The sequence below is a fragment of the Streptomyces echinatus genome (assembly GCF_014203595.1).
Taxonomy (GTDB): Bacteria; Actinomycetota; Actinomycetes; order Streptomycetales; family Streptomycetaceae; genus Streptomyces; species Streptomyces echinatus.
The window spans coordinates 271,622-295,424 of sequence record NZ_JACHJK010000004.1; the positions used below are offsets into that span (position 1 = coordinate 271,622).

A 23,803-nucleotide genomic window follows, 5' to 3' on the forward strand; every position below is an offset into this window, starting at 1 on the left:
GGATGGTGCGCCTCCGGCGGCGGTGTCGGCCCGGGGCGCGGGCCGGGGCCTGGGAGGATCCGGGGCCATGCGAGCAGTAGTACAAAATGACAAAAGTCGGACGCGTCTCCGGCGGCTGGCCCTGGGCGGCGGAGCCGCCGCGCTCGCCACCGCCGCCCTGCTCTCCGGCTGCGCCGGACCCGACGCCGTGCGCTCGGCGCCCGTCAGGCGCGACCCCGCGCAGGCCCTGGGGCCCGAGGCCCGCCAGGCCGCCGAACACGCCCGGCTGGTCGCCGCCGCCCGGCGCTGGGGACTGGACCAGGCTCCGCTGGCGCCCCCGCCGCCGCCCGCGAGGAAGCCGAGGATCACCGCCCGCGACGGGTTCGAGGTGGACCACCAGGAGGACTGGGACCTGCCCCCCGTCTTCACCACCGTGCCCACCGACCGGAAGGTCGTCTTCCTCACGATCGACGACGGGGCCGAGAAGGACCCGCGGTTCCTCGCCATGATGCGGGAGCTGAACGTCCCGTACACCGCCTTCCTCAGCGACTACCTGGTGAAGGACGACTACGCGTACTTCCGCAGGATGCGCGCCGACGGCAACACGCTCAACAACCACACCCTGCACCACCCCTATCTGCCCGGCCTGTCCTACGAGGAGCAGCGGGACGAGATCTGCGGCATGCAGGACGTGATGAAGAAGCAGTTCGGCAAGGCGCCCACGGTCTTCCGCCCGCCCTACGGCAACTACAACCAGGACACCCTGGTCGCCGCCAAGTCCTGCGGCATCAAGTACGCGCCGATCTGGAACGAGGAGGTCTTCGTCGACCACTGGGAGTACCGCGAGGACGACCAGCGGATGCGCCGGGGCGACATCGTGCTCACCCACTTCCGCGGCCGGGACGACTGGAACGGCACGATGGTCGACGACATGCGCCGGTTCCTGAACAAGGTCACGCGCGAGGGCTTCGCCGTGGCCCGCCTGGAGGACTACCTGTGAGGCGCGTGCGGGGCCCCGCCGCGGTCCTCGCCTCGGCCCTGCTCCTCACGGGCTGCGCCCAGTCCGTGGACCCCATCGAACGCCTCGGCAAGAAGGCCGCCGAAGGGGTGCGTCCGCACCGCACCGCCGCCGACCTCGGCTACCGGCACTGGGGCCTCGCCCGGCCGCTCGCCCGCTCCCCGGTGCACCCGGCCCGGCCGCTCGCCGATCACCCGGGGACGCACGAGCTGCCCCCGGTGGCCGACCGCGTCCCCACCCGCGACCCGGTCGTCTTCCTCACCTACGACGACGGCGCCGAGCGGGACCCCCGGTTCGTCGACATGGTCCGCGAACTCCGGCTCCCCGTCACCCTCTTCCTCACCGACGGTCTCGCCGCCCCGGGCCACGGCCACTCCGCCCGCCTGCGCGACCTCGGCGCCGGCATCCAGAACCACACCGTCGGCCACCGCGCCCCGGCCGGGCTGCCCTACGCCGAGCAGCGCGCCGAGATCTGCGGGCAGCAGGACCGCCTCCGCACCCGCCTCGGCGTCCGTCCCCGCCTCTTCCGACCGTCCCACGGCTCCTACGACCCCGTCACCCTGCGCGCCGCGGCCGACTGCGGGATCTCCGCGCTCGTCCTGTGGCGCGTCACGCTCACCCCGGCCGGCCTCACCTGCACCCACGGCCCCCGCCGGCTCCGCCCCGGCGACATCGTCCTGGTCGCCCCCGACGGGCCGACGGACCTCTCCCTGCGCGAGCGCACGGTACGGGTACTGAGAGCGGCACAGCAGGAGGGCCTGACGGTGGGGCGCCTGGAGGACTACCTGTAGAGCCATTGGGAGCACGGCCCGACCGCGGAAATCCCGCCCGTCCGGCGTTCGAGGACGAGGGCCGCCGGGCCCGACAGCGGGGGTCCGGGGGCGGCAGCCCCCGGGAACGGCGGCCGGCGACACCCGCTCCAGGACACCCCGCCCCACACGGTTTCCGCCCGACGCGCCGCACGGCAATTGGCACTCCGCTTGACCGAGTGCTAACCCCGGTCATAGTCTCGGCTCTGGCACTCCGCAGGTGAGAGTGCCAACAAACGCGACGGGCAGGTCCGGCACCCGCGACGACGGATCGACCTGGTCGCCACCTCAGACAGTTAACCCCGTGAGATCTCCGAAGGGGGAGGTCGGATCGTGACGACCGCCAGCTCCAAGGTTGCCATCAAGCCGCTCGAGGACCGCATCGTGGTCCAGCCGCTGGACGCCGAGCAGACCACGGCCTCTGGCCTGGTCATCCCGGACACTGCGAAGGAGAAGCCCCAGGAGGGCGCCGTCCTCGCCGTGGGCCCGGGCCGGTTCGAGAACGGCGAGCGCCTGCCGCTCGACGTCAAGGTCGGCGACGTCGTCCTCTACAGCAAGTACGGCGGCACCGAGGTGAAGTACAACGGCGACGAGTACCTCGTCCTCTCGGCTCGCGACGTCCTCGCGATCATCGAGAAGTAGTCACCTCAAGCGACTCTCTGCTTGAAGCCGCGCCCCTGGCCCCCCGCGATCGATAAGAAGCCGGGCGCCCGGGGCGCGGCGTTTTTCACCCACAGATTTCCGAGAGGGCTCCCGCTGCCATGGCGAAGATCCTGAAGTTCGACGAGGACGCCCGTCGCGCCCTTGAGCGCGGCGTCAACAAGCTTGCCGACACCGTCAAGGTGACGATCGGCCCCAGGGGCCGCAACGTCGTCATCGACAAGAAGTTCGGTGCCCCCACCATCACCAACGACGGTGTCACGATCGCCCGCGAGGTCGAGATCGAGGACCCGTACGAGAACCTCGGTGCGCAGCTGGTGAAGGAGGTGGCGACCAAGACCAACGACATCGCGGGTGACGGCACCACCACCGCCACCGTGCTCGCCCAGGCGCTGGTGCGCGAGGGCCTGAAGAACGTCGCCGCCGGCGCCTCCCCGGCCGCCCTGAAGAAGGGCATCGACGCCGCCGTCAAGGCCGTCTCCGAGGACCTGCTCGCGTCGGCCCGCCCGATCGACGAGAAGTCCGACATCGCCGCCGTCGCCGCGCTGTCCGCCCAGGACCAGCAGGTCGGCGAGCTGATCGCCGAGGCGATGGACAAGGTCGGCAAGGACGGTGTCATCACCGTCGAGGAGTCCAACACCTTCGGTCTGGAGCTGGACTTCACCGAGGGCATGGCCTTCGACAAGGGCTACCTGTCGCCGTACTTCGTGACGGACCAGGAGCGCATGGAGGCCGTCCTCGAGGACCCGTACATCCTCATCAACCAGGGCAAGATCTCCTCCATCCAGGACCTGCTGCCGCTGCTGGAGAAGGTCATCCAGGCCGGCTCCTCCAAGCCGCTGCTGATCATCGCCGAGGACCTCGAGGGCGAGGCCCTGTCGACCCTGGTCGTCAACAAGATCCGCGGCACCTTCAACGCCGTCGCGGTGAAGGCCCCCGGCTTCGGCGACCGCCGCAAGGCGATGCTCCAGGACATGGCCGTCCTCACCGGCGCCACCGTCATCTCCGAGGAGGTCGGCCTCAAGCTCGACCAGGTCGGCGTCGACGTGCTCGGCTCCGCCCGCCGCGTCACCGTCACCAAGGACGACACCACGATCGTCGAGGGTGGCGGCAAGCAGGAGGACCTGACGGGCCGCGTCGCCCAGATCAAGGCCGAGATCGAGAACACCGACTCCGACTGGGACCGCGAGAAGCTCCAGGAGCGCCTCGCGAAGCTGGCCGGCGGCGTGTGCGTGATCAAGGTCGGCGCCGCCACCGAGGTGGAGCTGAAGGAGAAGAAGCACCGTCTGGAGGACGCCATCTCCGCGACCCGCGCCGCGGTCGAGGAGGGCATCGTCTCCGGTGGTGGCTCCGCCCTGGTCCACGCCTCCAAGGTGCTGGAGGGCAACCTCGACAAGACCGGCGACGAGGCCACCGGTGTCGCCGTGGTCCGCAACGCCGTGGTCGAGCCGCTGCGCTGGATCGGCGAGAACGCCGGCCAGGAGGGCTACGTCATCGTGTCCAAGGTCAAGGACCTGGACAAGGGCCAGGGCTACAACGCCGCCACCGGCGAGTACGGCGACCTGGTCAAGGCCGGCGTCATCGACCCGGTCAAGGTGACCCGCTCCGCCCTGGAGAACGCCGCCTCCATCGCCTCCCTGCTGCTCACGACCGAGACCCTGGTCGTCGAGAAGAAGGAAGAGGAGCCGGAGGCCGCCGGCCACGGCCACGGCCACGGCCACGCCCACTGAGGCGAACCGCCCGTGAGTGAAGGCCCGGTACCCCGCCGAGGGGGCCGGGCCTTCGCCCTGTCCGCCCGCCCGGTCTACTGCTCCAACTCGTCGAGGGCGCCCAGCTGCTGCATCAGGCCCAGCTGGTCGTGCTGCCACCACAGCTCGGCGATCTTGCCGTCGGCGCCGAACCGGAACAGCGTCATCCCGGTCATGCCGACCCGTCTGCCGGTCGGCGCGATCCCCAGGAAGTCACCGCGGTGCGTGGCCCGCCAGGTCCACCGCGCGCAGGCCCGGTCGCCCTGGGCGAACACGTCCTCGATCGTGAACGCGAAGTCGAAGGCGCCGCGCCACATCCGGAACTCGGCGCGGGTGTTGTCCAGACCGATGGTGTCCAGCGGGTTCATCGGGTCGTGGCTGTGGATGTCCTCGTCGAGCAGGTCGTTCAGCGGAGGCAGCTCGCCCGCCGCGCAGAGCGCCTCGAAGAACCCGCGCACGACGTGCTCGGACAGGCGTTCGTCCCGGACGACGTCCAGGTCGGTGAACGTCGGCATCTCGTCGCACAGCGCGACCAGCCCCCGGAAGATCCGGTCGGTCTCCGGGAGGTTCGAGTTCCGCATCGCCTCCTCGTACGAGGGGAACTCCACCACTTCGACGACGTGCGACGCGTCCGAGCGGTCCGTGCCGACCACCGCGTGCGTCGCCGTCCGCGTCCCCTTGGTCCGCTGGACCCAGTCGTCCATGAGCCGGTTCATCTCGTCCAGCCGGCTCGTCCTGCACTCGATGAGCTGTACGAAGGTCATGACGCCGCCTTAGGCCCCCCTTGGCCCGGTAACCGTCCCGCCCATCTTCCCACCGGGACGGCGGCGCCACCCGTCCGCTACTGCGGCCCGTACTTGCGCCCCGTGCGGGTGCTGATCCCGCCCAGCAGCCCACGCGGCGTCACCTTCACCAGACCCATCAGCGCCTTGTACCGCGGATCCGGGACGGACAGCGACTTGCCGCGCGCGAGGTCGGCCAGGGCCGCCGCGACCAGCTTGTCGGCGTCCAGCCACATCCAGCCGGGGATGTTGTCCGTGCCCATGCCGGCCCGCTGGTGGAACTCGGTGCGCACGAACCCCGGGCACAGCGCCATCAGCCGCACCCCGCTCCCGGCCAGGTCCTTCGCCGCGCCCTGGGTGAACTGCACGACCCACGCCTTGGACGCGCCGTACGTGCCGCGCGGGACGAAGGCGGCCACCGAGGCGACGTTCACCACCCCGCCCCGGCCGCGCTCGCGCATCGCCCCGGCCGCCGCGGACGTCAGCCGGAGCACCGCCTCGCAGTGCACCTTCAGCATCCTCAGCTCGTCCGCCATCGACACGTCCAGATAGCGGCCCTTGTTGCCGAAGCCGGCGTTGTTCACCAGCAGGTCGACCGGGTTCTTCCGGTCGCCGAGCCGGTCGGCCACCGTCTCGATCCCCTTGTCCTGCGCCAGGTCGGCGGTGAGCACCTCCACCTCGACGCCGTGCCGGTCGTGCAGTTCCGTCGCCTGTTCCCGCAGCCGTTTGGTGTCCCGCGCCACCAGGACGAGGTCATGGCCGTCAGCCGCGAGCCGCCGCGCGAACGCGGCACCGATTCCCGCGGTCGATCCCGTAATCAGAGCCGTTGTCATGGCCCAAGGGTAGTGACCCGGACCGACAGCCTCCGCTGCCCGCGCGCGGCACGCCCCGCACCGCCCTGACGGCCGGTCAGCCCCTGTGCTCCGCCGCGTACTTCCGGGCCTTCTCCAGGGCCTCCGGGTGCAGCGCGTCGCCCGCCGCGAGCAGCCGGGGCAGAAGTTCCCGCTCGGTGGTGACCGCGCGGAACTGCAGCGCCGCCGTCACACCGTGGTCCGGCCGGTGCACGATCTCGACCGGATCCCCCGCCCGGATCTCGCCCGGCTCGATCACCCGGAGGTAGGCACCCGTTGCGCCCTTCCGTGTGAACCTCTTGACCCAGCCGCGTTCGTCCAGATGGCCCTGGAACGTGTTGCACGGGATGCGGCCCGAGGTCACCTCCAGCACCACCCCGGAACCGATCAGCCAGCGCTCGCCGATCAGTGCCCCGGACACGTCCAGACCGGCCGTCGTCAGGTTCTCCCCGAAGCAACCGTTGGCCAACGATCGGCCGAGTTCGCGCTCCCACTCGTCGAGCTCCTCGCGGGCGAACGCGTACACCGCCTGGTCGTCCCCGCCGTGGTGGCGGGTCTCGCACACCGCGTCCCCGGCCAGCCCGCTCGCGCCGACCCCCTTGGGACCGGGCGCCGCCACCCGCACCGGCCCCTCGGCCGGGCGCTTGTCGATACCGGTCAGGCCGTCCGGCTGACTCGTGTAGGTCACCGGCCGGGGGCGGCCCAGGTTGACGGAGAGAAGCTTCATCCCTGCACGCTATGTGATCCTCGCCCAAAGCGCCTACGCGAGATCGGGTGCCTCACCCAAGGCTGCCTTATGCTCGACGGGTGATCGAGGCCCGTCACCTCCGCGTCCTGCGCGCCGTCGCCACCACCGGTTCCTTCTCGGCGGCGGGGCGCGAGCTGGGCTGCACCCAGCCCGCCGTCAGCCAGCAGATGAAGGCCCTGGAAGCCTCGGTCGGCACCCCGCTGCTGGTCCGCAACGGGCGCGAGATGCGCCTCACCCAGGCGGGCGAGGCCCTCGTCCGGCACGCCTCCGGCATCCTCGCCGGGCTCACCGCGGCCGAGGAGGAGGTCGCCGCCATCGCCGGCCTGCGCGCGGGCCGGGTCCGGCTGGTCTCCTTCCCCAGCGGCAGCTCCACCCTGGTCCCGACGGCCCTGGCCGCCCTGCGCGCCGCCCACCCCGGCACCCGCGTCTCCCTGGAGGAGGCCGAGCCCCCGAAGTCCGTCGGACTGCTGCGCGAAGGCGACTGCGACCTGGCCCTCGCCTTCCGGTACGAGGGGGCGGCGGTCGCCGAGGACTGGGACGATCTCGTCGTACGTCCCCTGCTGACGGACCGGCTGGTCGCCCTCGTGCCGGAACGGCACCGGCTCGCGCGCGCGGAGAGCGTCGCCATCGGCGAGCTGGCCCGCGAGCCCTGGATCGCCGGCTGCCCGCGCTGCCGGGGTCAGCTGATCGAGGTGTGCGAGGGGGCCGGCTTCACCCCGCGCATCGACTTCGCCACCGACGACTATCCGGCCGTGGTCGGCCTGGTCGGCGCGGGCCTCGGTGTCGCCGTGCTGCCCCAGCTGGCCGTGGAGTCGGTACGGCCGCGCGGCGCGCGCACGGTCCGGCTGGAGCCGGCGGTACGGCGCGAGATCGTCGCCCTCACCCTGCCCGACCTGGCACAGGTGCCGGCCGTGTCGGCGACGCTGGACCAACTGGCCAGGGCGGCCGGGCGCGCGTAGAGGCCCGACGGCGGACCGGCGGCCACGGCGAAGGGCCCGCGCGTCCGGCGGGCGCCCGTGGGTACGGCGACGAACCCGTGGGTACGGCGACGAACCCGCGGGTGCGGCCACAGGCCGGCGGTCACGCGGTGGACCGGCCGCGCGCCGCGAGGGACCGGCGGTCACGACGGCAGAGTCCTGGGCACGCGCACGCGTGCCCAGATGGGGATGAAATGAGCGCACCCGGTGGGCTGTGGGTGCAGAAACGTTCCTTCAGTGGTTGGAGGCGGTGTCCCCGCCGGTGGTCGAGGCCGCCACCAGACGGTTGCGCGCGCGCCCCATCAACTCCTCACGCTCGTCCTCGGTCAGGCCGCCCCAGACGCCGTACGGCTCGCGCACCGCCAGCGCGTGCGCCGCGCACTCCGCACGGACCGGGCACCTCATGCAGACCTCCTTGGCCGAGTTCTCGCGAGCGCTCCGAGCCGCCCCGCGCTCGCCCTCCGGGTGGAAGAAGAGCGAGCTGTCCACCCCGCGGCAGGCAGCCAGCAGCTGCCAGTCCCACAGGTCCGCGTTCGGTCCGGGAAGGCGGGAGAAATCTGCCATTACGTGACCCCTTGTCGCCGTTCTGGGCGGATACGGTGCCAACGACCGTACATCTCCGGTCTAAGGAGATGAAAATATGACTCATTGCGAATCTAGCCCCGGACACTACGAAACGGGAAGAAAAGGGGCCGAATGGGGCATAGGTTGTGATGAAAAGTTGAGGGTCCGTTGGGCATGTCTGCACCGTGTCGGTGCCCTCACGTAGAGTGCCGAAGACGGCACGCGGCCCCGTAACTCTTTCGAGTGACCGTCGTTGAGAGTGCGGATGCGGTTGAAAACACAAGAGCTCGGGCAGGCGTCCGAGACGGTCGACCGCACAGGTGACGATTCCGTACCAGCCTGGAGGCTCAAGGTGACGCGCATCAGCTGCGGAGGGCGGTCATGACATCCGTCCTCGTCTGCGACGACTCCCCGCTTGCCCGAGAAGCGCTCCGCCGCGCGGTCGCGACCGTGCCCGGTGTCGAGCGCGTGACGACGGCGGCCAACGGCGAGGAAGTCCTCCGCCGCTGGGGCGCCGACCGCTCCGACCTCATCCTGATGGACGTGCGCATGCCCGGCCTGGGCGGAGTGGAAACCGTGCGCCGTCTGCTCTCCGCGGACCCCGGCGCGCGCATCATCATGCTCACGGTCGCCGAGGACCTCGACGGTGTGGCCCTCGCGGTCGCCGCCGGCGCGCGTGGCTACCTGCACAAGGACGCCTCGCGCGCGGAGCTGCGCGCCACGGTGACGCAGGCGCTCGCCGACCCGACCTGGCGGCTCGCCCCGCGCCGGCTGCGCTCGGCGGAGATGGGCGCCGCGCCCACGCTCACCGCGCGTGAGATCCAGGTCCTGGAGGGCATGAGCCACGGCCGCTCGAACGCCGAGATCGGTCGTGAGCTGTTCCTCTCCGAGGACACCGTCAAGACGCACGCACGACGCCTGTTCAAGAAGCTCGGCGCCTCGGACCGGGCCCACGCGGTGGCCCTCGGCTTCCGCTGGGGACTGGTCCGGTAACGGTGCCAGGCCCCGCGGGCCGCGCGGCACCGGGCACCGCCCGGCCCCGCTCCCGGCCCCACGGGCGGTCGCGCTCCCGCCCGCGGAACGGGTACGCGGCTCCCGCGGAGGCGGCGGCCGGCCGAGACCGTACCGCCGGACCCGCCCAGTGGCGGTGCGGTGCGGTTGCCGAAGTCGCCGGGGTCGCGGGGAGCGGGCGGCCTGCCACCGCGCGGGGCGTGGTCGCTTCGTGCGTGCGGGTCGCGGTGGCTCCGTGCGCATGGATCGCGGTCTCTTCGTGTGTGCGGGTCGCGGTCGCTTCGGCCACATGGTTCGCGGTCTCCCCGTCCGCGCGGGCTCGTGCGCCCTTCGGTGATGCCGGGGCGGCCGCCCCGGCGCGCGCGGGAGGCCAAGTCGGCGGCATGCCGCGTGCGCCGGGGGAGTTCCGGGCGCGTCCTGACCGGACCGCGCCTTGACCGGGGCGCGTGCGGCCGTGCCGATGCCGATCCGGCGTGGTTCCACGCCGGCAGGCGACCAGCCCTCGGCCGGCCCCCGCGCCGTACGCGCCGGTGGGCGGGTCCGCGTGCCCGTGGGGCGTGCCGGAGGGCGACTTCTCCGGAGCACGACACCCCTCGTCACGGCGGGATTCCGCTCCGTCGCGCTCCCGTCGCCGAACCCCGCGGAGGGGCGGGTGCAAGGCGGCCCGCCGGACGCGCGCTGCTCGTTTCGGCGCGGATGCCGCATCCTTGAGGTGTGGAGTCTCTCGGGGACGAGTCGGTCGAGCGGAAGGGGAGGGCGCAGGGGATGAGTGCCGGCGCACCTGCTCATAACGCTTCGGTGCACAACCACGAACACGATGCGACGGACCGGACGGCCGCAAGGCACCATGGACCGATGCGCGACGACGAGGCGGGCACGGCCCACGGAGCGATCGGTGCGCTCGTGCATCGCGCGGTCGACGGGGACGAGCAGGCCACGCACGATCTGCTCGCGCATGTGCACCCGCTGGCGCTGCGCTACTGCCGCACCCGGCTGTCCCGCCTTCCCGGCGACGCGCGTCACTTCGTCGAGGACCTGGCGCAGGAGGTCTGCGTGGCGGTCCTCCTCGCCCTGCCGCGCTACCGCGACACCGGCCGCCCCTTCGAGGCATTCGTCTTCGCCATCGCCTCCCACAAGGTCGCCGACCTCCAGCGCGCCGCGATGCGCCACCCGGGGTCGACCGCGGTGCCCTCCGACGAGATGCCGGAACGGCCCGACGACTCCCTCGGCCCCGAGGAGCGCGCCCTGCTCAGCAGCGACGCCGAGTGGGCCAAGAAGCTGCTGGCCAACCTGCCCGAGAACCAGCGCGAGCTGCTCCTGCTGCGTATCGCCGTGGGCTTGACCGCGGAGGAGACGGGACAGATGTTGGGAATGTCACCCGGCGCGGTCCGCGTGGCCCAGCACCGGGCCCTGAGCCGCCTCAGGGCGCTCGCCGAACAGTAACCACCGGGCGGGGAGCCCCCGTAGCTCCTTCGCTGAACAGGTGCGCCGTGGTTTCCGTACGAACATACGAAGCCTGAAGCGAACCCGTACCGTGGAATTTGCTAGCGATGCTTCCCGTTAGCATGGACATCCGCACCGATCAAGGCCATTTGGGGAAGGTGTCATGACTGCCAACGTCGACGGAGTGCCCGGAAAATTCGCGACACTCGGGCTGACCTACGACGACGTGCTGCTGCTGCCGGGCGCGTCGGACATGGCGCCCGACGAGATCGACACCGCCTCGTACGTCTCCAGGAACGTGCGGGTCAACATCCCGCTGCTGTCCGCTGCCATGGACAAGGTGACCGAGTCCCGCATGGCGATCGCGATGGCCCGCCAGGGCGGCGTCGGCGTCCTGCACCGCAACCTCTCCATCGAGGACCAGGCCAACCAGGTCGACCTGGTGAAGCGCTCCGAGTCCGGCATGGTGACCGACCCCATCACCATCCACCCGGAGGCCACGCTCGCCGAGGCCGACGCGCTGTGCGCCAGGTTCCGCATCAGCGGCGTCCCGGTGACCGACGGCGACAAGAAGCTCCTCGGCATCGTCACCAACCGTGACATGGCCTTCGAGAGCGACCGCACCCGGCGCGTGCACGAGGTCATGACCCCGATGCCGCTGGTCACCGGCAAGGTCGGCATTTCCGGCCCGGAGGCCATGGAGCTGCTGCGCAAGCACAAGATCGAGAAGCTGCCGCTGGTCGACGACCAGGGTGTGCTCAAGGGCCTGATCACCGTCAAGGACTTCGTCAAGGCGGAGCAGTACCCGAACGCCGCCAAGGACGCCGAGGGCCGGCTGCTGGTCGGCGCGGCGGTCGGTGTGGCCGGTGACTCCTTCGAGCGCGCCCAGGCCCTGATCGAGGCCAGTGTCGACTTCATCGTCGTGGACACCGCGCACGGCCACTCCCGGCTGGTCGGCGACATGATCGCCAAGATCAAGTCGAACTCCTCCGGCGTCGACGTCATCGGCGGCAACGTCGCCACCCGCGACGGCGCCCAGGCCCTGGTCGACGCGGGTGCCGATGGCATCAAGGTCGGCGTCGGACCCGGCTCCATCTGCACGACCCGCGTGGTCGCCGGCGTCGGCGTCCCGCAGGTCACCGCGATCTACGAGGCCGCGCTCGCCGCCAAGGACGCGGGTGTCCCGGTGATCGGCGACGGCGGTCTGCAGTACTCCGGCGACATCGCCAAGGCGCTCGTCGCGGGTGCCGACACGGTGATGCTCGGCTCGCTGCTCGCCGGCTGCGAGGAGTCCCCGGGCGAGCTGCTGTTCATCAACGGCAAGCAGTTCAAGTCGTACCGCGGCATGGGCTCGCTCGGCGCCATGCAGACCCGCGGCGACCGCAAGTCGTTCTCCAAGGACCGCTACTTCCAGGAGGGCGTCGCCTCCGACGAGCAGCTGATCCCCGAGGGCATCGAGGGCCAGGTGCCCTACCGCGGCCCGCTGTCCTCCGTGGTCCACCAGCTGGTCGGCGGCCTGCGCCAGTCGATGTTCTACGTCGGCGGCAGGACGGTGCCCGACCTGCAGTCCAACGGCCGGTTCGTGCGGATCACCTCGGCGGGTCTGAAGGAGAGCCACCCGCACGACATCCAGATGACGGTCGAGGCGCCGAACTACAGCAGCAAGAGGTAGCTCTCGGGCGGCATACGTACGCCTCCACGCGCGCGTGCGGCATGACAGGGCGGTCCCGGAGCATCCGGGGCCGCTCTTGTCGTACCGGTCGGCGATACTGGAAGGCGCTGCAACGCATAGGGAAAGGCCACCAACGTGACTGAGATCGAGATCGGGCGCGGCAAGCGCGGCCGCCGGGCGTACGCCTTCGACGACATCGCCGTCGTCCCCAGCCGCCGTACGCGGGACCCGAAGGAGGTCTCGATCGCCTGGCAGATCGACGCCTACCGCTTCGAGCTGCCGTTCCTGGCCGCTCCCATGGACTCCGTGGTCTCCCCGGCCACCGCGATCCGCATCGGCGAGCTGGGCGGCCTCGGCGTGCTCAACCTCGAGGGTCTGTGGACGCGGTACGAGGACCCGCAGCCGCTGCTGGACGAGATCGCCGAGCTGCCGGCCGAGCGGGCGACCCGCCGCCTCCAGGAGGTCTACGCGGCTCCGATCAAGGAGGAGCTGATCGGCGCCCGCATCAAGGAGGTGCGTGACGCCGGCGTGGTCACCGCCGCCGCGCTCTCCCCGCAGCGCACCGCCCAGTTCTCCAAGGCGGTCGTGGACGCGGGCGTGGACATCTTCGTCATCCGCGGCACGACGGTCTCGGCGGAGCACGTCTCGTCCGCGGCCGAGCCGCTGAACCTGAAGCAGTTCATCTACGAGCTGGACGTCCCGGTGATCGTCGGTGGCTGTGCCACCTACACCGCCGCGCTGCACCTGATGCGCACCGGCGCGGCCGGCGTCCTGGTCGGCTTCGGCGGCGGCGCCGCGCACACCACGCGCAACGTCCTCGGCATCCAGGTCCCGATGGCCACCGCCGTCGCCGACGTGGCCGCGGCCCGCCGGGACTACATGGACGAGTCCGGCGGCCGGTACGTGCACGTGATCGCGGACGGCGGTGTCGGCTGGTCCGGCGACCTGCCCAAGGCGGTCGCCTGCGGCGCCGACGCGGTGATGATGGGCTCTCCGCTGGCCCGGGGCACGGACGCGCCCGGCAAGGGCCACCACTGGGGCATGGAGGCGGTCAACGAGGAGCTGCCCCGCGGCCAGAAGGTCGACCTGGGCACGGTCGGCACGGTCGAGGAGATCCTCACGGGGCCGTCCCACACCCCGGACGGCTCGATGAACTTCTTCGGCGCCCTGCGCCGCGCCATGGCCACCACCGGCTACAGCGAGCTCAAGGAGTTCCAGCGGGTCGAGGTGACGGTGGCGGACAGCCAGCACCGCCGCTGACCCGTACGACGCGCAGGGGCCCGGTCACCGCACGGTGACCGGGCCCCTGCGCGCGTGGGCGGCCCTTACGCGGCCGCCTTCTTGGCGCCGGAGAACGCGGCGAACGCCGCGATGCCGAAGAAGACGAAGGTGAGCGGGTCGGCGTCTTCCTTCCAGATCTTCTGGACCGAGTCGAGGTGCTCGAAGAAGACCTCGTTGAAGCCCACGTGGAAGTGGTCGGCGATGAGCATCGCCTCGCCGACCAGCTGACCGAGGTAGACCGAGCCGAGCGCCAGGACGGCGCCGATGACCGGGAGGGCGGGGTTGCGGCCGCCGGCCTTGCCGGCCACGAGGCCGACGACGAAGCCGACGCCGACGGCCGCCCAGCCGATCTCGTGCTCGGTGGCGCCGATGATGAGGCCGTAGAGGGAACCGACGACCACGGCGGCGGCGAGCGCGGCCACCAGGCCGAGCGCCAGGTTGTTGCGGACCGGCGCGGCCGGCGGCGCGGGCGGGGCGAAGGCGCCCGGCTGCGGCGGGTACGGCGCTCCCGGGGCGGGGGCCGGGCCCTGCTGGGCGTACGGGTTGCCGCCCGCAGGACCGTACTGCGGCGGCTGAGGCGGCGGCGTTGACTAGCTCATGACAGAAATCCCCCGATGTGGAATGCGATGGACGACGTGTACGGATGACCCGTACGCACGTGTGTGCGGTGAGTCCGGGGGACAGTAACAGCCGGGCACGACAACGCCCCGGCTGTTTTCCGCCCGTGACCGCTTTCCTGTGCGACCGTTTCCCGTTCGTGACCGTTTCCGGTCCGTGGCGCCCTCAGAGCCGGTGTGCCGCCCCCATCGGCGTGGCCCCGCGCGTGTCCAGCAGCAGCTGCGCCTTCACCGACAGGCCCTGCAGGTCGTACGTCCGGTGCTGCTGGAGCAGGATGGTCAGGTCGGCGTCGGCCGCGGCTTCGTAGAGGGAGTCCGCGCGCGGCACCGGGCGGTCCAGGACGTTCCAGGACGGCACGTACGGGTCGTGGTAGCTCACCGAGGCGCCGAACTCCATCAGCCGCACGGCGATCTCCCGCGCGGGCGTGCCCTGGAGGTCGGCGAGGTCGGGCTTGTAGGTGACGCCGAGGAGCAGGATGCGGGCCCCGCGCGCGGACTTGCCGTGCTCGTTGAGGAGGGTGGCGGCGCGCTGCACGACGTACCGGGGCATCCGGCTGTTGACCTGCTGGGCCAGCTCGACCATGCGCAGGGTGCGGGTCGCGTGCCCGGTCAGGTCCTGTGGGACACCGTGCCCGCCGACGCCCGGGCCGGGCCGGAACGCCTGGAAGCCGAACGGCCTCGTCTCCGCGCACCGGATGACGTCCCACAGGTCCACGCCCAGCTCGTGGCAGAGGACGGCCATCTCGTTGACGAGCGCGATGTTGACATGCCGGTAGTTGGTCTCCAGCAGTTGCACGGTCTCCGCCTCGCGCAGGCCGCGCGCGCGTACCACCTTGTCGGTGAGCCGGCCGTAGAACGCGGCGGCGGACTCGGTGCAGGCGGGGGTGAGGCCGCCGATGACCTTCGGGGTGCTGGCGGGCGTGTGGTCGCGGTTGCCGGGGTCCACCCGGCTGGGGGAGTAGGCGAGGTGGAAGTCGCGGCCGGCGCGCAGGCCCGATCCCTTCTCCAGAAGCGGGCGCAGGAACTCCTCCGTCGTGCCCGGCAGCACGGGCGACTCCAGGATGACCGTGGTGTGCGGGCGGAGTCTTCCGGCCAGGGTGCGGGCCGCCGCCTCGACCTGGCCGAGGTCGAGTCCGCCGTCGGCGCCGCGCGGGGTGGGCGCGCAGATCACTGCCGTACGGACGCGGCCGAGCTGGGCGGGCTCGGTGCCGAGCCGGAATCCCGCCACGTGCATCCGGCGCAGCTCGGCGGCGCTGAGCGGGCCAGCCTCCGGGCCCGTGGCAAAGCCGACGGTGGAGATGCCGGCGGCGACGGCAGCCTGGGCGAGCGGCAAACCGTAGGGGCCGAGTCCGATGACGGCGAGGTCTGCGGGCATGCGTGGGCCGTCCTTCCCAGTAGCCGAAGCGGGACAGGTGCGCAACCGCTGTGGACAGCATGAGCGAGTGCACTGTCAGACTAGGTACACATATGACCGTTCTGTGTGATTGTGTTTGTGTGTCTTCCGAGGGTTGTGCGCGAGTTGTCCACAGGTTGGGAGGCCGTGGTGGCTGGGGCCGGGCAACCCCGTCAGAATTTGGGCATGAGGAGGGGATGAACGGGGCTTCGCCCGCCGGGTGCGGCCGACGCGAGCGATTCTGCGACACAGCGGGAGGCAGCGGTGAGGACAGCGACTCTGGGACCGGTGCAGCGCGCCGAGGCCCTGGCGGCGATGGCGGAGCGCGAGCTGGACGTGCTGGTGGTCGGCGGCGGAGTGGTCGGGGCCGGCACCGCGCTGGACGCGGTCACCCGCGGACTGTCCACCGGCCTGGTCGAGGCCCGCGACTGGGCGTCCGGTACCTCCAGCCGGTCCAGCAAGCTCATCCACGGCGGCCTGCGCTACCTGGAGATGCTCGACTTCGCTCTGGTCCGTGAGGCCCTCAAGGAGCGCGGACTGCTGCTGGAGCGTCTCGCCCCGCACCTGGTCAAACCGGTGCCGTTCCTCTACCCGCTCCAGCACAAGGGCTGGGAGCGGCTGTACGCCGGCTCGGGCGTCGCGCTGTACGACGCGATGTCCATGGCCCGCGGCCACGGCCGGGGCCTGCCCGTACACCGCCACCTGAGCCGCCGTCACGCCCTGCGCGTGGCCCCCTGCCTGAAGAAGGACGCCCTGGTCGGCGCCCTGCAGTACTACGACGCCCAGATGGACGACGCCCGCTTCACGGCCACGCTGGTGCGCACGGCGGCGTCCTACGGCGCGAAGGTGGCCAACCGCGCGCGCGTGACCGGGTTCCTGCGCGAGGGCGAGCGGGTCGTCGGCGCCCGGGTGCGGGACGTGGAGGGCGGCGGGGAGTACGAGGTGCGCGCCAAGCAGGTCGTCAACGCCACCGGGGTGTGGACCGACGACACGCAGGCGATGGTCGGCGAGCGCGGTCAGTTCCACGTCCGCGCCTCCAAGGGCATCCACCTGGTCGTGCCCAAGGACCGCATCCACTCCACCACCGGTCTGATCCTGCGCACCGAGAAATCCGTCCTGTTCGTCATCCCGTGGGGCCGGCACTGGATCATCGGTACCACCGACACCGGCTGGGATCTCGACAAGGCCCATCCGGCCGCGTCCAGCGCCGACATCGACTATCTGCTGGAGCACGTGAACTCGGTGCTGTCCGTGCCGCTCGGCCGGGACGACGTCCAGGGGGTGTACGCCGGGCTGCGCCCGCTGCTGGCCGGCGAGTCCGACGCCACCAGCAAGCTGTCCCGCGAGCACACGGTCGCCCACCCGGCGCCGGGGCTGGTGGTGGTGGCGGGCGGCAAGTACACCACCTACCGGGTGATGGCCAAGGACGCCGTCGACGAGGCCGTGCACGGCCTGGACATGCGCGTCGCCGACTGCGTGACGGAGGAGACCCCGCTGCTCGGCGCGGAGGGCTACCAGGCGCTGTGGAACGCTCGGGCGCGGATCGCCGCGCGCACCGGGCTGCACGTGGTCCGCGTGGAGCACCTGCTGAACCGGTACGGCTCCCTGGCCGAGGAGGTCCTGGACCTCGTCGCCGCCGACCCCGCGCTCGGCGAGCCGCTGCACGCCGCCGACGACTACCTGCGCGCCGAGGTGGTGTACGCCGCCTCGCACGAGGGCGCCCGGCACCTGGACGACGTGCTCACCCGCCGCACCCGCATCTCCATCGAGACCTTCGACCGGGGCACCCGCAGCGCCCGGGAGGCGGCCGAGCTGATGGCACCGGTCCTCGGCTGGGACAAGGATCAGATCGAACGCGAGGTCGAGCACTACGAGAAGCGGGTGGAGGCCGAGCGCGAGTCCCAGCTCCAGCCGGACGACCAGACGGCGGACGCGGCCCGCCTGGGCGCACCGGACATCGTCCCCCTGTAACCCCCGCCCCGCCCCCTGACCGGCCCGGCGGTGCCGATCCCGGGCCCGGCGGTGCCGGTTCCGGGCCTCGGCCGCCGCTCTGGGGTTCACCCCAAAGAGTGACTCCGGGCGGGATCTCCCGTCGGGGCCCGGCCGTTCTACGGGGTGTGAGGGCAGAACCCGGCGGCGAGCAGGGCCGGTTCGAGGCGGGGGTCTGCGATCGCGTCCGTGTTCACCCGGAAGGTGAGGACATGGCGGCCGTCGGCGGTGGCTGCGCTGCGCACGTAGCTCCCGGGTATCCGGCCGTTGTGCCCCCACACCGTGGTGCCGCACGGCAGCTTCACCGGAAACAGCCCCATGCCGTACGAGCCGTGTGCGGCACGGGTGTCGAGCATCTCGCGCAGCCAGTGCGAGGGCAGCAGCCGGCCGCCCAGCAGCGCCGCGTAGAAGCGGTCCAGGTCGGCCAGTGTGGTCACCAGCTCACCCGCCGCGCCGGCCACGCGCGGGTCGAGCTCGGTGACGTCGGAACCGTCGGCGGCGTAGGCACGGCCGTGCGGCGCGGGCAGTGAGGTGCGGGACCCGGGGAAGGAGGTGCCCGTCAGACCCAGCGGAGCGATGACGCGGCGCTCGGCCTCGACGGCGTAGGAGTGACCGGTGACCTGGCGGACGACCAGGCCGAGCAGGACGTAGTTGGTGCTGGAGTAGGAGTAGCGGCCCGGGCGGCCCGGAGGGAGGGAGAGAGCGAGGCGCACCGCCTGAAGCGGGGTCAGGGGCACGACGCCCCGGGTGGCTTCGGTGAAGTCGGCCAGCCCGCTGGTGTGGGTGAGCAGAGCACGCAGGGTGATGCGCCGCCCGTCGGTGCCGCGCCCGCGGAGCAGCCCCGGCAGGTGCCGCTCCACGCTGTCGGACAGGGAGAGCCGGTGCTCGGCGGCCAGCTGGAGCACGACCGTCGCGACGAAGGTCTTGGTGATGCTGCCGGCGCGGAAGTGGTCGGCGCGGGCGATGCCCTGGCCGGCGGCCGCGTAGCGGAGGCGGTTCCCGTCCCCGTCGGTGTCCTGGGCCAGCAGGGCCGCGGCGGGGGCCCCGCCGTCGCCGGCCAGCAGCGGCAGGACGGCTTCCGTGGCCGCTGCCGGCGAGGTGTCCTGGGAGGCGGCCGGGGCGAGCAGCAGCGCCAGGGACACCGGTATGGACAGGAGTGTCCGAAGCGTCGGCATATCGGTTCCTCCCCTCTTGCGGCCCATCATCCCGGTAAGCGGAACGCATCATTCAAGGGGGTTCCCGGAGCGGGGAGGGCGGGTCCGGGCCTGGGGCACCCTGGGCGTCGGGCACTTGTCGGGTGAGAGACAATGGAGGCTCTGTCAGGGCGGGTTGTATGAGGGGACGCATGTCGGAGGCGGAGCGGGCGGGGACATCTCGTCAGGAGACTCGTCAGGACAAGAACGAGCGGCGTCTCCTCGCGGGGCGGTACCGACTGGGAGACGTGCTGGGCCGGGGCGGTATGGGCACGGTCTGGCGCGCCGAGGACGAGACCCTGGGCCGGACGGTCGCCGTCAAGGAGCTGCGGTTCCCGTCGAACATCGACGAGGAGGAGAAGCGGCGCCTGATCACGCGCACCCTGCGCGAGGCCAAGGCGATCGCCCGGATCCGCAACAACAGCGCGGTGACGGTCTTCGACGTGGTCGACGAGGACGACCGGCCCTGGATCGTCATGGAGTTGGTCGAGGGCAAGTCCCTGGCCGAGGTCATCCGCGAGGACGGCCTGCTGCAGCCGAGGCGCGCCGCCGAGGTGGGCCTCGCCGTCCTCGACGTGCTGCGCTCCGCGCACCGCGAGGGCATCCTGCACCGGGACGTGAAGCCGTCCAACGTGCTCATCGCCGAGGACGGCCGGGTCGTGCTCACCGACTTCGGCATCGCGCAGGTCGAGGGTGACCCGTCCATCACCTCCACCGGCATGCTCGTCGGCGCCCCCTCCTACATCTCCCCGGAGCGGGCCCGCGGCCACAAGCCGGGACCGGCGGCCGACCTGTGGTCGCTCGGCGGTCTGCTGTACGCGGCGGTCGAGGGCACGCCGCCGTACGACAAGGGCTCGGCGATCGCCACGCTCACCGCGGTGATGACCGAGCCCCTGGAGGAGCCCAAACACGCGGGACCGCTGCGGGACGTCATCTACGGTCTGCTGACCAAGGACCCGGCCGAGCGGCTCGACGACGCCGGGGCCCGGGCCCTGCTCGACAAGGTCATCAGGGCCCCCGAGCCGGAGGCGATGGACGCCACGCGGGTGGTTCCGCTGCCGGTGCAGCCCGGTGGGCCGGAAGGCAGGCGGGGCGAGGAGGCCGGCGACAAGCTGCGCGGCGCGCTCCGGTCCGTGCGCAAGGCGGCCGGCGCCGCCGCGGCCGGGGCGACGACGCGGGGCAAGAGCGGGAGCGAGCCGGCCGGGCGGGGCCCGGGCGGCGCGGCGGGTGCCGGGGGCACCGTCCCCGGCGCGGCGCGGACCGGTGCGGCCGGCGGGACGCGGCCGGGTGCCGCGGGCGGGCCCGGTGCCGGATCCGCCGCGCGGCCGGGGGGCACGGTGGCGGGTGCGGGCGGTGCGCAGAACTCCAGCGCGAACAAGCCGTCTTCCGGGTGGCCCCAGGTGCCGCCGCCGGACCTGGACCTGCCGCCGCGGCCGGTGCCGAGGGCGCCGCTGACCGACGTGGTCCCCAAGCGCACGCTGGTGATCATCGCCGTGGTGGTCGTCCTCGCGGTGCTCGGGACCGTGCTGGCCCTCACCCTGGGCGGCGGTGACGACAAGAACGGCGCGAACAGCGGGGCCAAGGCCGCGGCGAGTTCCAGCGCCTCCGCCAAGCAGGACAAGGGCAAGGGGGCCGGCACGGCCACCGGAACACGGACGGACGGGGCCGGCGCGGCATCCACCGCCACCGGTTCGGCGCCGGACACCGCGGCGGACGCCGACGCGAGCCCGACCTCCGGTGATGCCGACGCCTCCGACGACTCCGGCGCCTCCGACGGCTCGGGGCCGAAGGGCAGCGGGAGCGCGCCGGCCGAGAGCACCCGCAAGGGTGGTCAGGGCTACTCCATAGGTCTGCCCAAGGGGTGGAGGTTCAAGACCACCGTGTCCGCCGGCGACCGCTACACCGGACCCGACGGGCAGCGGCTGCTCGTCGCCTGGACCAGCACGCCGAAGGACGACCCGGTGGCGGACTGGAAGAACCAGGAGCGGGACATGGTGCGCGACCAGTACCGCAAGATCCGCATCGAGCAGGTGGACTACCGCGGCTGGAACACCGCCGACTGGGAGTTCACCTACACCGAGGACGGCACCGGGTACCGCACGATCGACCGGGGCTTCGTGGTGAACGACCACCTCGGTTACGCGCTGATGTACTCCGCGAAGGCCGCCCACTGGAACGGCGATCTGCGCAAGGACACGTGGAAGACGTTGACCGAGTCCTTCAAGCCGAAGTCGTAGGCCCTGTACGACGGTTTGGTACGTGAGAATCCGTCATCCTTTCAATGCGGGTTGCCTCCGGCACGTATCGTGAATCGCGGACCGTACGCAGCCGCATGCGTGTGCGAAACGGGCCGTGAGGCGATCGGGTGTGACCAACCGGGCGGCCGGGGGAGGCAAAGTGGACGACTACGCGGGTCGGGTGCTCGCCGACCGCTACCGCCTGCCACTGCCGCCGTCCGACGAGTACGAATTCACCGAGACCCGCGCCTTCGACACCTACAGCGGCCAGGAAGTCCTCGTCCGGCAGGTGCCGTTGCCGGAGGTCGTCGAGGCCGAGGTGCTCGACGCCGAGGGGCTGCCCGAGGGGTTCACCGCGCGCGAGCGCACGTCCCGCCGGGCACCGGAGGGCAGGACAGCCACCCGGCAGCCCGCCGATCCGGCGGTGCGGCGCGCCGTCGAGGCCGCGCAGGCGGCGGCCCGCATCCCCGACCACCCACGCCTGGACCAGGTCTTCGACGTGTTCGCCGAGGGCGGGTCCCTGTGGATCGTCAGCGAGCTGGTGGCCGCGCGTCCGCTGGCCGCCCTGCTCACCGGGAAGCCGCTGTCGCCGTACCGGGCGGCCGAGGTCGCCTCCGACGTGCTCATGGCGCTCCGGGTGCTGCACGCGCACGGCTGGGTGCACCGCAACATCACCGTCCGCACGATCCTGGTCTGCGACGACGGCCGGGTGATGCTGACCGGCCTCGCCGTCGGCGCGGCGGAGGAGGCGCTGTGCGGGTACGACCCGGTGCCGGCCCCCGACGGCCACGCGGAGGACACCGGAGAGGTGTCCGGCGGGCAGCCGCGGGCGGCGGGGGCCGCTGAGCGCGGCGGCCCCTCGGGGCCCGGTCCCGGCCCGGGAACAGGGGTGCCCACGGGTCCCGGCGGCCGCGCGGGAGGGATGCCGGGCGGGGCCGGCGGTCCGACCGCGGATGTGGACCCCGAGGCCGCGCGGCGCGCCGCCATCCGGGCACGGGCGGCCGGAGGACTGCCGGCTCCGGACGCGAACGGGAGGTCCGGACCGGCGGAGCAGCCGGCCCTGGAGAGCGGGGCCGACGTCCGCGCCGCCCGGGCGGGCGCCATCGCCGCGTACCGCGCGGGTGCCCGTGCCGCCGCCCGGGTGCACGAGGCCCAGCAGAGCGGGCGCCCCGCGCTGCCCGGCGCCCGTCCGCCCGCCGAGGACGACACCGGCGCCGGCCGGGGTGACGGCACGGGCCGGCCGTCGTACCCCGCGGAGGCGGGCGCCGTGCCGCCGCCCGGCCGGATCGCCGACCCGTACGGAGTGCGAGGCGCCTCCTGGCACGGCGCCGCACCGCGCACCGGAACCGGTGGCACGGTGCCCGCCCCGGTCGGCGGTGCGCCCCGGCCGGGCCTGCCCGGACAGGTGCCGGCCCAGGGGTACGGCCCGGCCCCGGAGGACGCGGGGAGCAGGCCGGTCCGGCCGGGCGGCGCCCCCGCCCGCCCCGAACTCGCCCCCGGCGCACTCCCCGCACAGCCGGGCGGCCGGTGGGACGAGCCGGGTGCCGTGCGCCGTGGCCCCGGTACCGCGCTCGCCGCCGAGCGGGCCCGGCAGGTGCGGATGACCGTGGTGGGACCGGTGACCGAACGGTGGGCGCCGGAGCAGGCCGGGCCCGTGCACGAGAACTGGCAGCTGGCGGCGCCGATCGGCCCCGCCACCGACCTGTGGGCGCTGGGCGCCCTGCTGTTCCGGGCCGTCCAGGGGCACGCCCCCTACCCGGAGGAGTCCACGGCCGAGCTGGTGCAACTGGTGTGCGCCGAACCGCCCGCCTTCGCCGAGGAGTGCGGCCCGCTGCGGCCGGTGGTGGAGTCGCTGCTGCGCCAGGACCCCCTCGAGCGGCCGGACGTCGAGGAGCTGAGCGGCTGGCTGCGGTCCCTGGTGCGGTCCGCGCCCGAGCCGGACGCCGGCACCCATGTCGTCCCCGTGCCGCCCGCCGACCCGAGCCGGCTGCCGATCGTCCGGCGCCGCGGCGAGCTGGTGCGCCGCCGGCGTGCCGGACTGCCCGCGACCCATCCGCACGGCCGGCACAAGCGGGCCCGGGAGGGCGGGCGTTCGCCGCGCAGCCTGGGTCGGACCCTGCTCCTGCTGATCCTGCTCCTGCTGGCCGGTGTGATCGCGTACGCGATGCTCTTCATGCCGAAGCAGGAGGGGAACGGCGCCGCGGGCGAGGACCGTACCGGCAGCGCCGGGCAGACCGGCCCCGTGCCCTCGCACACCCGGCAGCCCTCCGCCGGACAGAGCGCTCCGGACGGCGGTGCCTCCGCGCCCGCGACCGAGACCCAGACCGGCGGTGACCCTGCCGTCCCCGACGGGTTCACCCTGCGCAAGGAGCCCGACGGCTTCCAGGTCGCCGTGGCCAAGGGCTGGGACCACATCCCGAAGAACGGCAGCGGCCAGGTGGTCTACAGCCACGGGAACTTCGAGCTGATCGTCGTACCGGGCCGGGACGGCACGTCCGCCTACGGCAGCGATCCGATGGTCTACCAGCGGGACAAGGAGCGGGAACTGCAGCCGTACCGCGACTCCAGCTGGGCCACGGCGAGCGGCCTGCGGACCATCGAGGTGGGCGGACGGACCATGGCGGAAGGGCAGTTCACCTGGACCGACGGGCAGGGAAGAGATCTCTTCGTGCGGAACATGGCACTGCTCCTCGACGGCCGCTACCACATCGTCCAGGTGCGCGGCCCGGAGGCCGAGCGGGACGAGGTGACGCGGCTGTACGAGCAGGCTACGGCGACGTATCGCTACACCGGTTGAGCAGCGTGTATTCGGCGACGGGGCAGGGCAGGGC

Annotated in this window: 19 protein-coding genes; 12 read left to right on the forward strand and 7 right to left on the reverse strand. The window is 72.6% G+C overall.

Features of this window, described 5'->3' with window-relative positions; genetic code table 11:
* Positions 1 to 67: 67 nt before the first annotated feature.
* From FHS34_RS13835 to groL, 4 genes are all read left to right on the forward strand, one after another.
* Positions 68 to 979: a polysaccharide deacetylase family protein gene (locus FHS34_RS13835; RefSeq protein ID WP_184964806.1), complete on the forward strand. Its 912-nt coding sequence runs from the start codon at positions 68 to 70 to the stop codon at positions 977 to 979.
* Positions 976 to 1,788: a polysaccharide deacetylase family protein gene (locus FHS34_RS13840; protein ID WP_184964808.1), complete on the forward strand. Its 813-nt coding sequence runs from the start codon at positions 976 to 978 to the stop codon at positions 1,786 to 1,788. Before FHS34_RS13835 ends, FHS34_RS13840 begins: the two co-directional genes overlap by 4 nt.
* Positions 1,789 to 2,139: 351 nt before the next feature.
* Entirely contained in the window at positions 2,140 to 2,448 is a 309-nt protein-coding gene (gene groES / locus FHS34_RS13845; RefSeq protein ID WP_004955293.1) for a co-chaperone GroES, read from the forward strand.
* A 119-nt stretch (positions 2,449 to 2,567) separates the two neighbouring features.
* On the forward strand, positions 2,568 to 4,196 hold the full coding sequence (gene groL, locus FHS34_RS13850; RefSeq protein ID WP_184964810.1) for a chaperonin GroEL: 1,629 nt from the start codon (positions 2,568 to 2,570) through the stop codon (positions 4,194 to 4,196).
* A 74-nt stretch (positions 4,197 to 4,270) separates the two neighbouring features.
* On the opposite strand, the gene FHS34_RS13855 is transcribed toward groL, so the two are convergent.
* From FHS34_RS13855 to FHS34_RS13865, 3 genes are all read right to left on the reverse strand, one after another.
* On the reverse strand, positions 4,271 to 4,978 hold the full coding sequence (locus FHS34_RS13855; RefSeq protein ID WP_184964812.1) for an ester cyclase: 708 nt from the start codon (positions 4,976 to 4,978) through the stop codon (positions 4,271 to 4,273).
* Positions 4,979 to 5,055: 77 nt separating this feature from the next.
* A complete protein-coding gene (locus tag FHS34_RS13860; protein WP_184964814.1) occupies positions 5,056 to 5,829 on the reverse strand; it encodes an SDR family NAD(P)-dependent oxidoreductase in 774 nt (257 codons plus the stop codon).
* Positions 5,830 to 5,905: 76 nt separating this feature from the next.
* Positions 5,906 to 6,574, reverse strand: a complete 669-nt coding sequence (locus FHS34_RS13865; protein ID WP_184964816.1) for an MOSC domain-containing protein — start codon at positions 6,572 to 6,574, stop codon at positions 5,906 to 5,908.
* 80 nt (positions 6,575 to 6,654) lie between these two features.
* On the opposite strand from FHS34_RS13865, the gene FHS34_RS13870 reads away from it, so the two are divergent.
* Positions 6,655 to 7,554 carry a LysR family transcriptional regulator gene (locus tag FHS34_RS13870; RefSeq protein WP_184964818.1) on the forward strand — a complete coding sequence of 300 codons (900 nt, stop codon included), beginning with the start codon at positions 6,655 to 6,657 and terminating at the stop codon, positions 7,552 to 7,554.
* Positions 7,555 to 7,806: 252 nt separating this feature from the next.
* On the opposite strand, the gene FHS34_RS13875 is transcribed toward FHS34_RS13870, so the two are convergent.
* A complete protein-coding gene (locus FHS34_RS13875) occupies positions 7,807 to 8,136 on the reverse strand; it encodes a WhiB family transcriptional regulator (protein ID WP_030345524.1) in 330 nt (109 codons plus the stop codon).
* Positions 8,137 to 8,517: 381 nt separating this feature from the next.
* On the opposite strand from FHS34_RS13875, the gene FHS34_RS13880 reads away from it, so the two are divergent.
* From FHS34_RS13880 to FHS34_RS13895, 4 genes are all read left to right on the forward strand, one after another.
* Positions 8,518 to 9,129 (forward strand): response regulator transcription factor, encoded by a 612-nt coding sequence (locus FHS34_RS13880; RefSeq protein WP_003948568.1) that lies wholly within the window; start codon positions 8,518 to 8,520, stop codon positions 9,127 to 9,129.
* An 873-nt stretch (positions 9,130 to 10,002) separates the two neighbouring features.
* Positions 10,003 to 10,590: a sigma-70 family RNA polymerase sigma factor gene (locus FHS34_RS13885; RefSeq protein ID WP_030641278.1), complete on the forward strand. Its 588-nt coding sequence runs from the start codon at positions 10,003 to 10,005 to the stop codon at positions 10,588 to 10,590.
* A gap of 163 nt (positions 10,591 to 10,753) precedes the next feature.
* Positions 10,754 to 12,262, forward strand: a complete 1,509-nt coding sequence (guaB, locus tag FHS34_RS13890) for an IMP dehydrogenase (protein WP_184964820.1) — start codon at positions 10,754 to 10,756, stop codon at positions 12,260 to 12,262.
* 135 nt (positions 12,263 to 12,397) lie between these two features.
* Entirely contained in the window at positions 12,398 to 13,522 is a 1,125-nt protein-coding gene (locus tag FHS34_RS13895; protein ID WP_184964822.1) for a GuaB3 family IMP dehydrogenase-related protein, read from the forward strand.
* 65 nt (positions 13,523 to 13,587) lie between these two features.
* Here the strand turns inward: FHS34_RS13895 and FHS34_RS13900 are convergent, their stop codons facing one another.
* On the reverse strand, positions 13,588 to 13,965 hold the full coding sequence (locus tag FHS34_RS13900; RefSeq protein WP_308288310.1) for a hypothetical protein: 378 nt from the start codon (positions 13,963 to 13,965) through the stop codon (positions 13,588 to 13,590).
* Between the two features lie 361 nt (positions 13,966 to 14,326).
* Positions 14,327 to 15,535, reverse strand: coding sequence for a nucleotide sugar dehydrogenase (locus tag FHS34_RS13905; protein WP_184964834.1), 1,209 nt, complete (start codon positions 15,533 to 15,535; stop codon positions 14,327 to 14,329).
* 282 nt (positions 15,536 to 15,817) lie between these two features.
* Here FHS34_RS13905 and FHS34_RS13910 point away from each other — a divergent pair, with 282 nt between their 5' ends.
* Complete coding sequence (locus tag FHS34_RS13910; RefSeq protein ID WP_184964836.1) at positions 15,818 to 17,524, forward strand: glycerol-3-phosphate dehydrogenase/oxidase; 1,707 nt, start codon at positions 15,818 to 15,820, stop codon at positions 17,522 to 17,524.
* A gap of 137 nt (positions 17,525 to 17,661) precedes the next feature.
* Here the strand turns inward: FHS34_RS13910 and FHS34_RS13915 are convergent, their stop codons facing one another.
* Positions 17,662 to 18,717, reverse strand: a complete 1,056-nt coding sequence (locus FHS34_RS13915; protein ID WP_184964838.1) for a serine hydrolase domain-containing protein — start codon at positions 18,715 to 18,717, stop codon at positions 17,662 to 17,664.
* Positions 18,718 to 18,887: 170 nt separating this feature from the next.
* Between FHS34_RS13915 and FHS34_RS13920 the strand changes: the two genes are divergently transcribed.
* Together FHS34_RS13920 and FHS34_RS13925 are read left to right on the forward strand one after the other, a co-directional pair.
* On the forward strand, positions 18,888 to 20,972 hold the full coding sequence (locus tag FHS34_RS13920; protein WP_184964840.1) for a serine/threonine-protein kinase: 2,085 nt from the start codon (positions 18,888 to 18,890) through the stop codon (positions 20,970 to 20,972).
* Positions 20,973 to 21,132: 160 nt separating this feature from the next.
* A complete protein-coding gene (locus FHS34_RS13925; protein WP_184964842.1) occupies positions 21,133 to 23,769 on the forward strand; it encodes a serine/threonine kinase C-terminal domain-containing protein in 2,637 nt (878 codons plus the stop codon).
* Positions 23,770 to 23,803 lie beyond the last annotated feature (34 nt).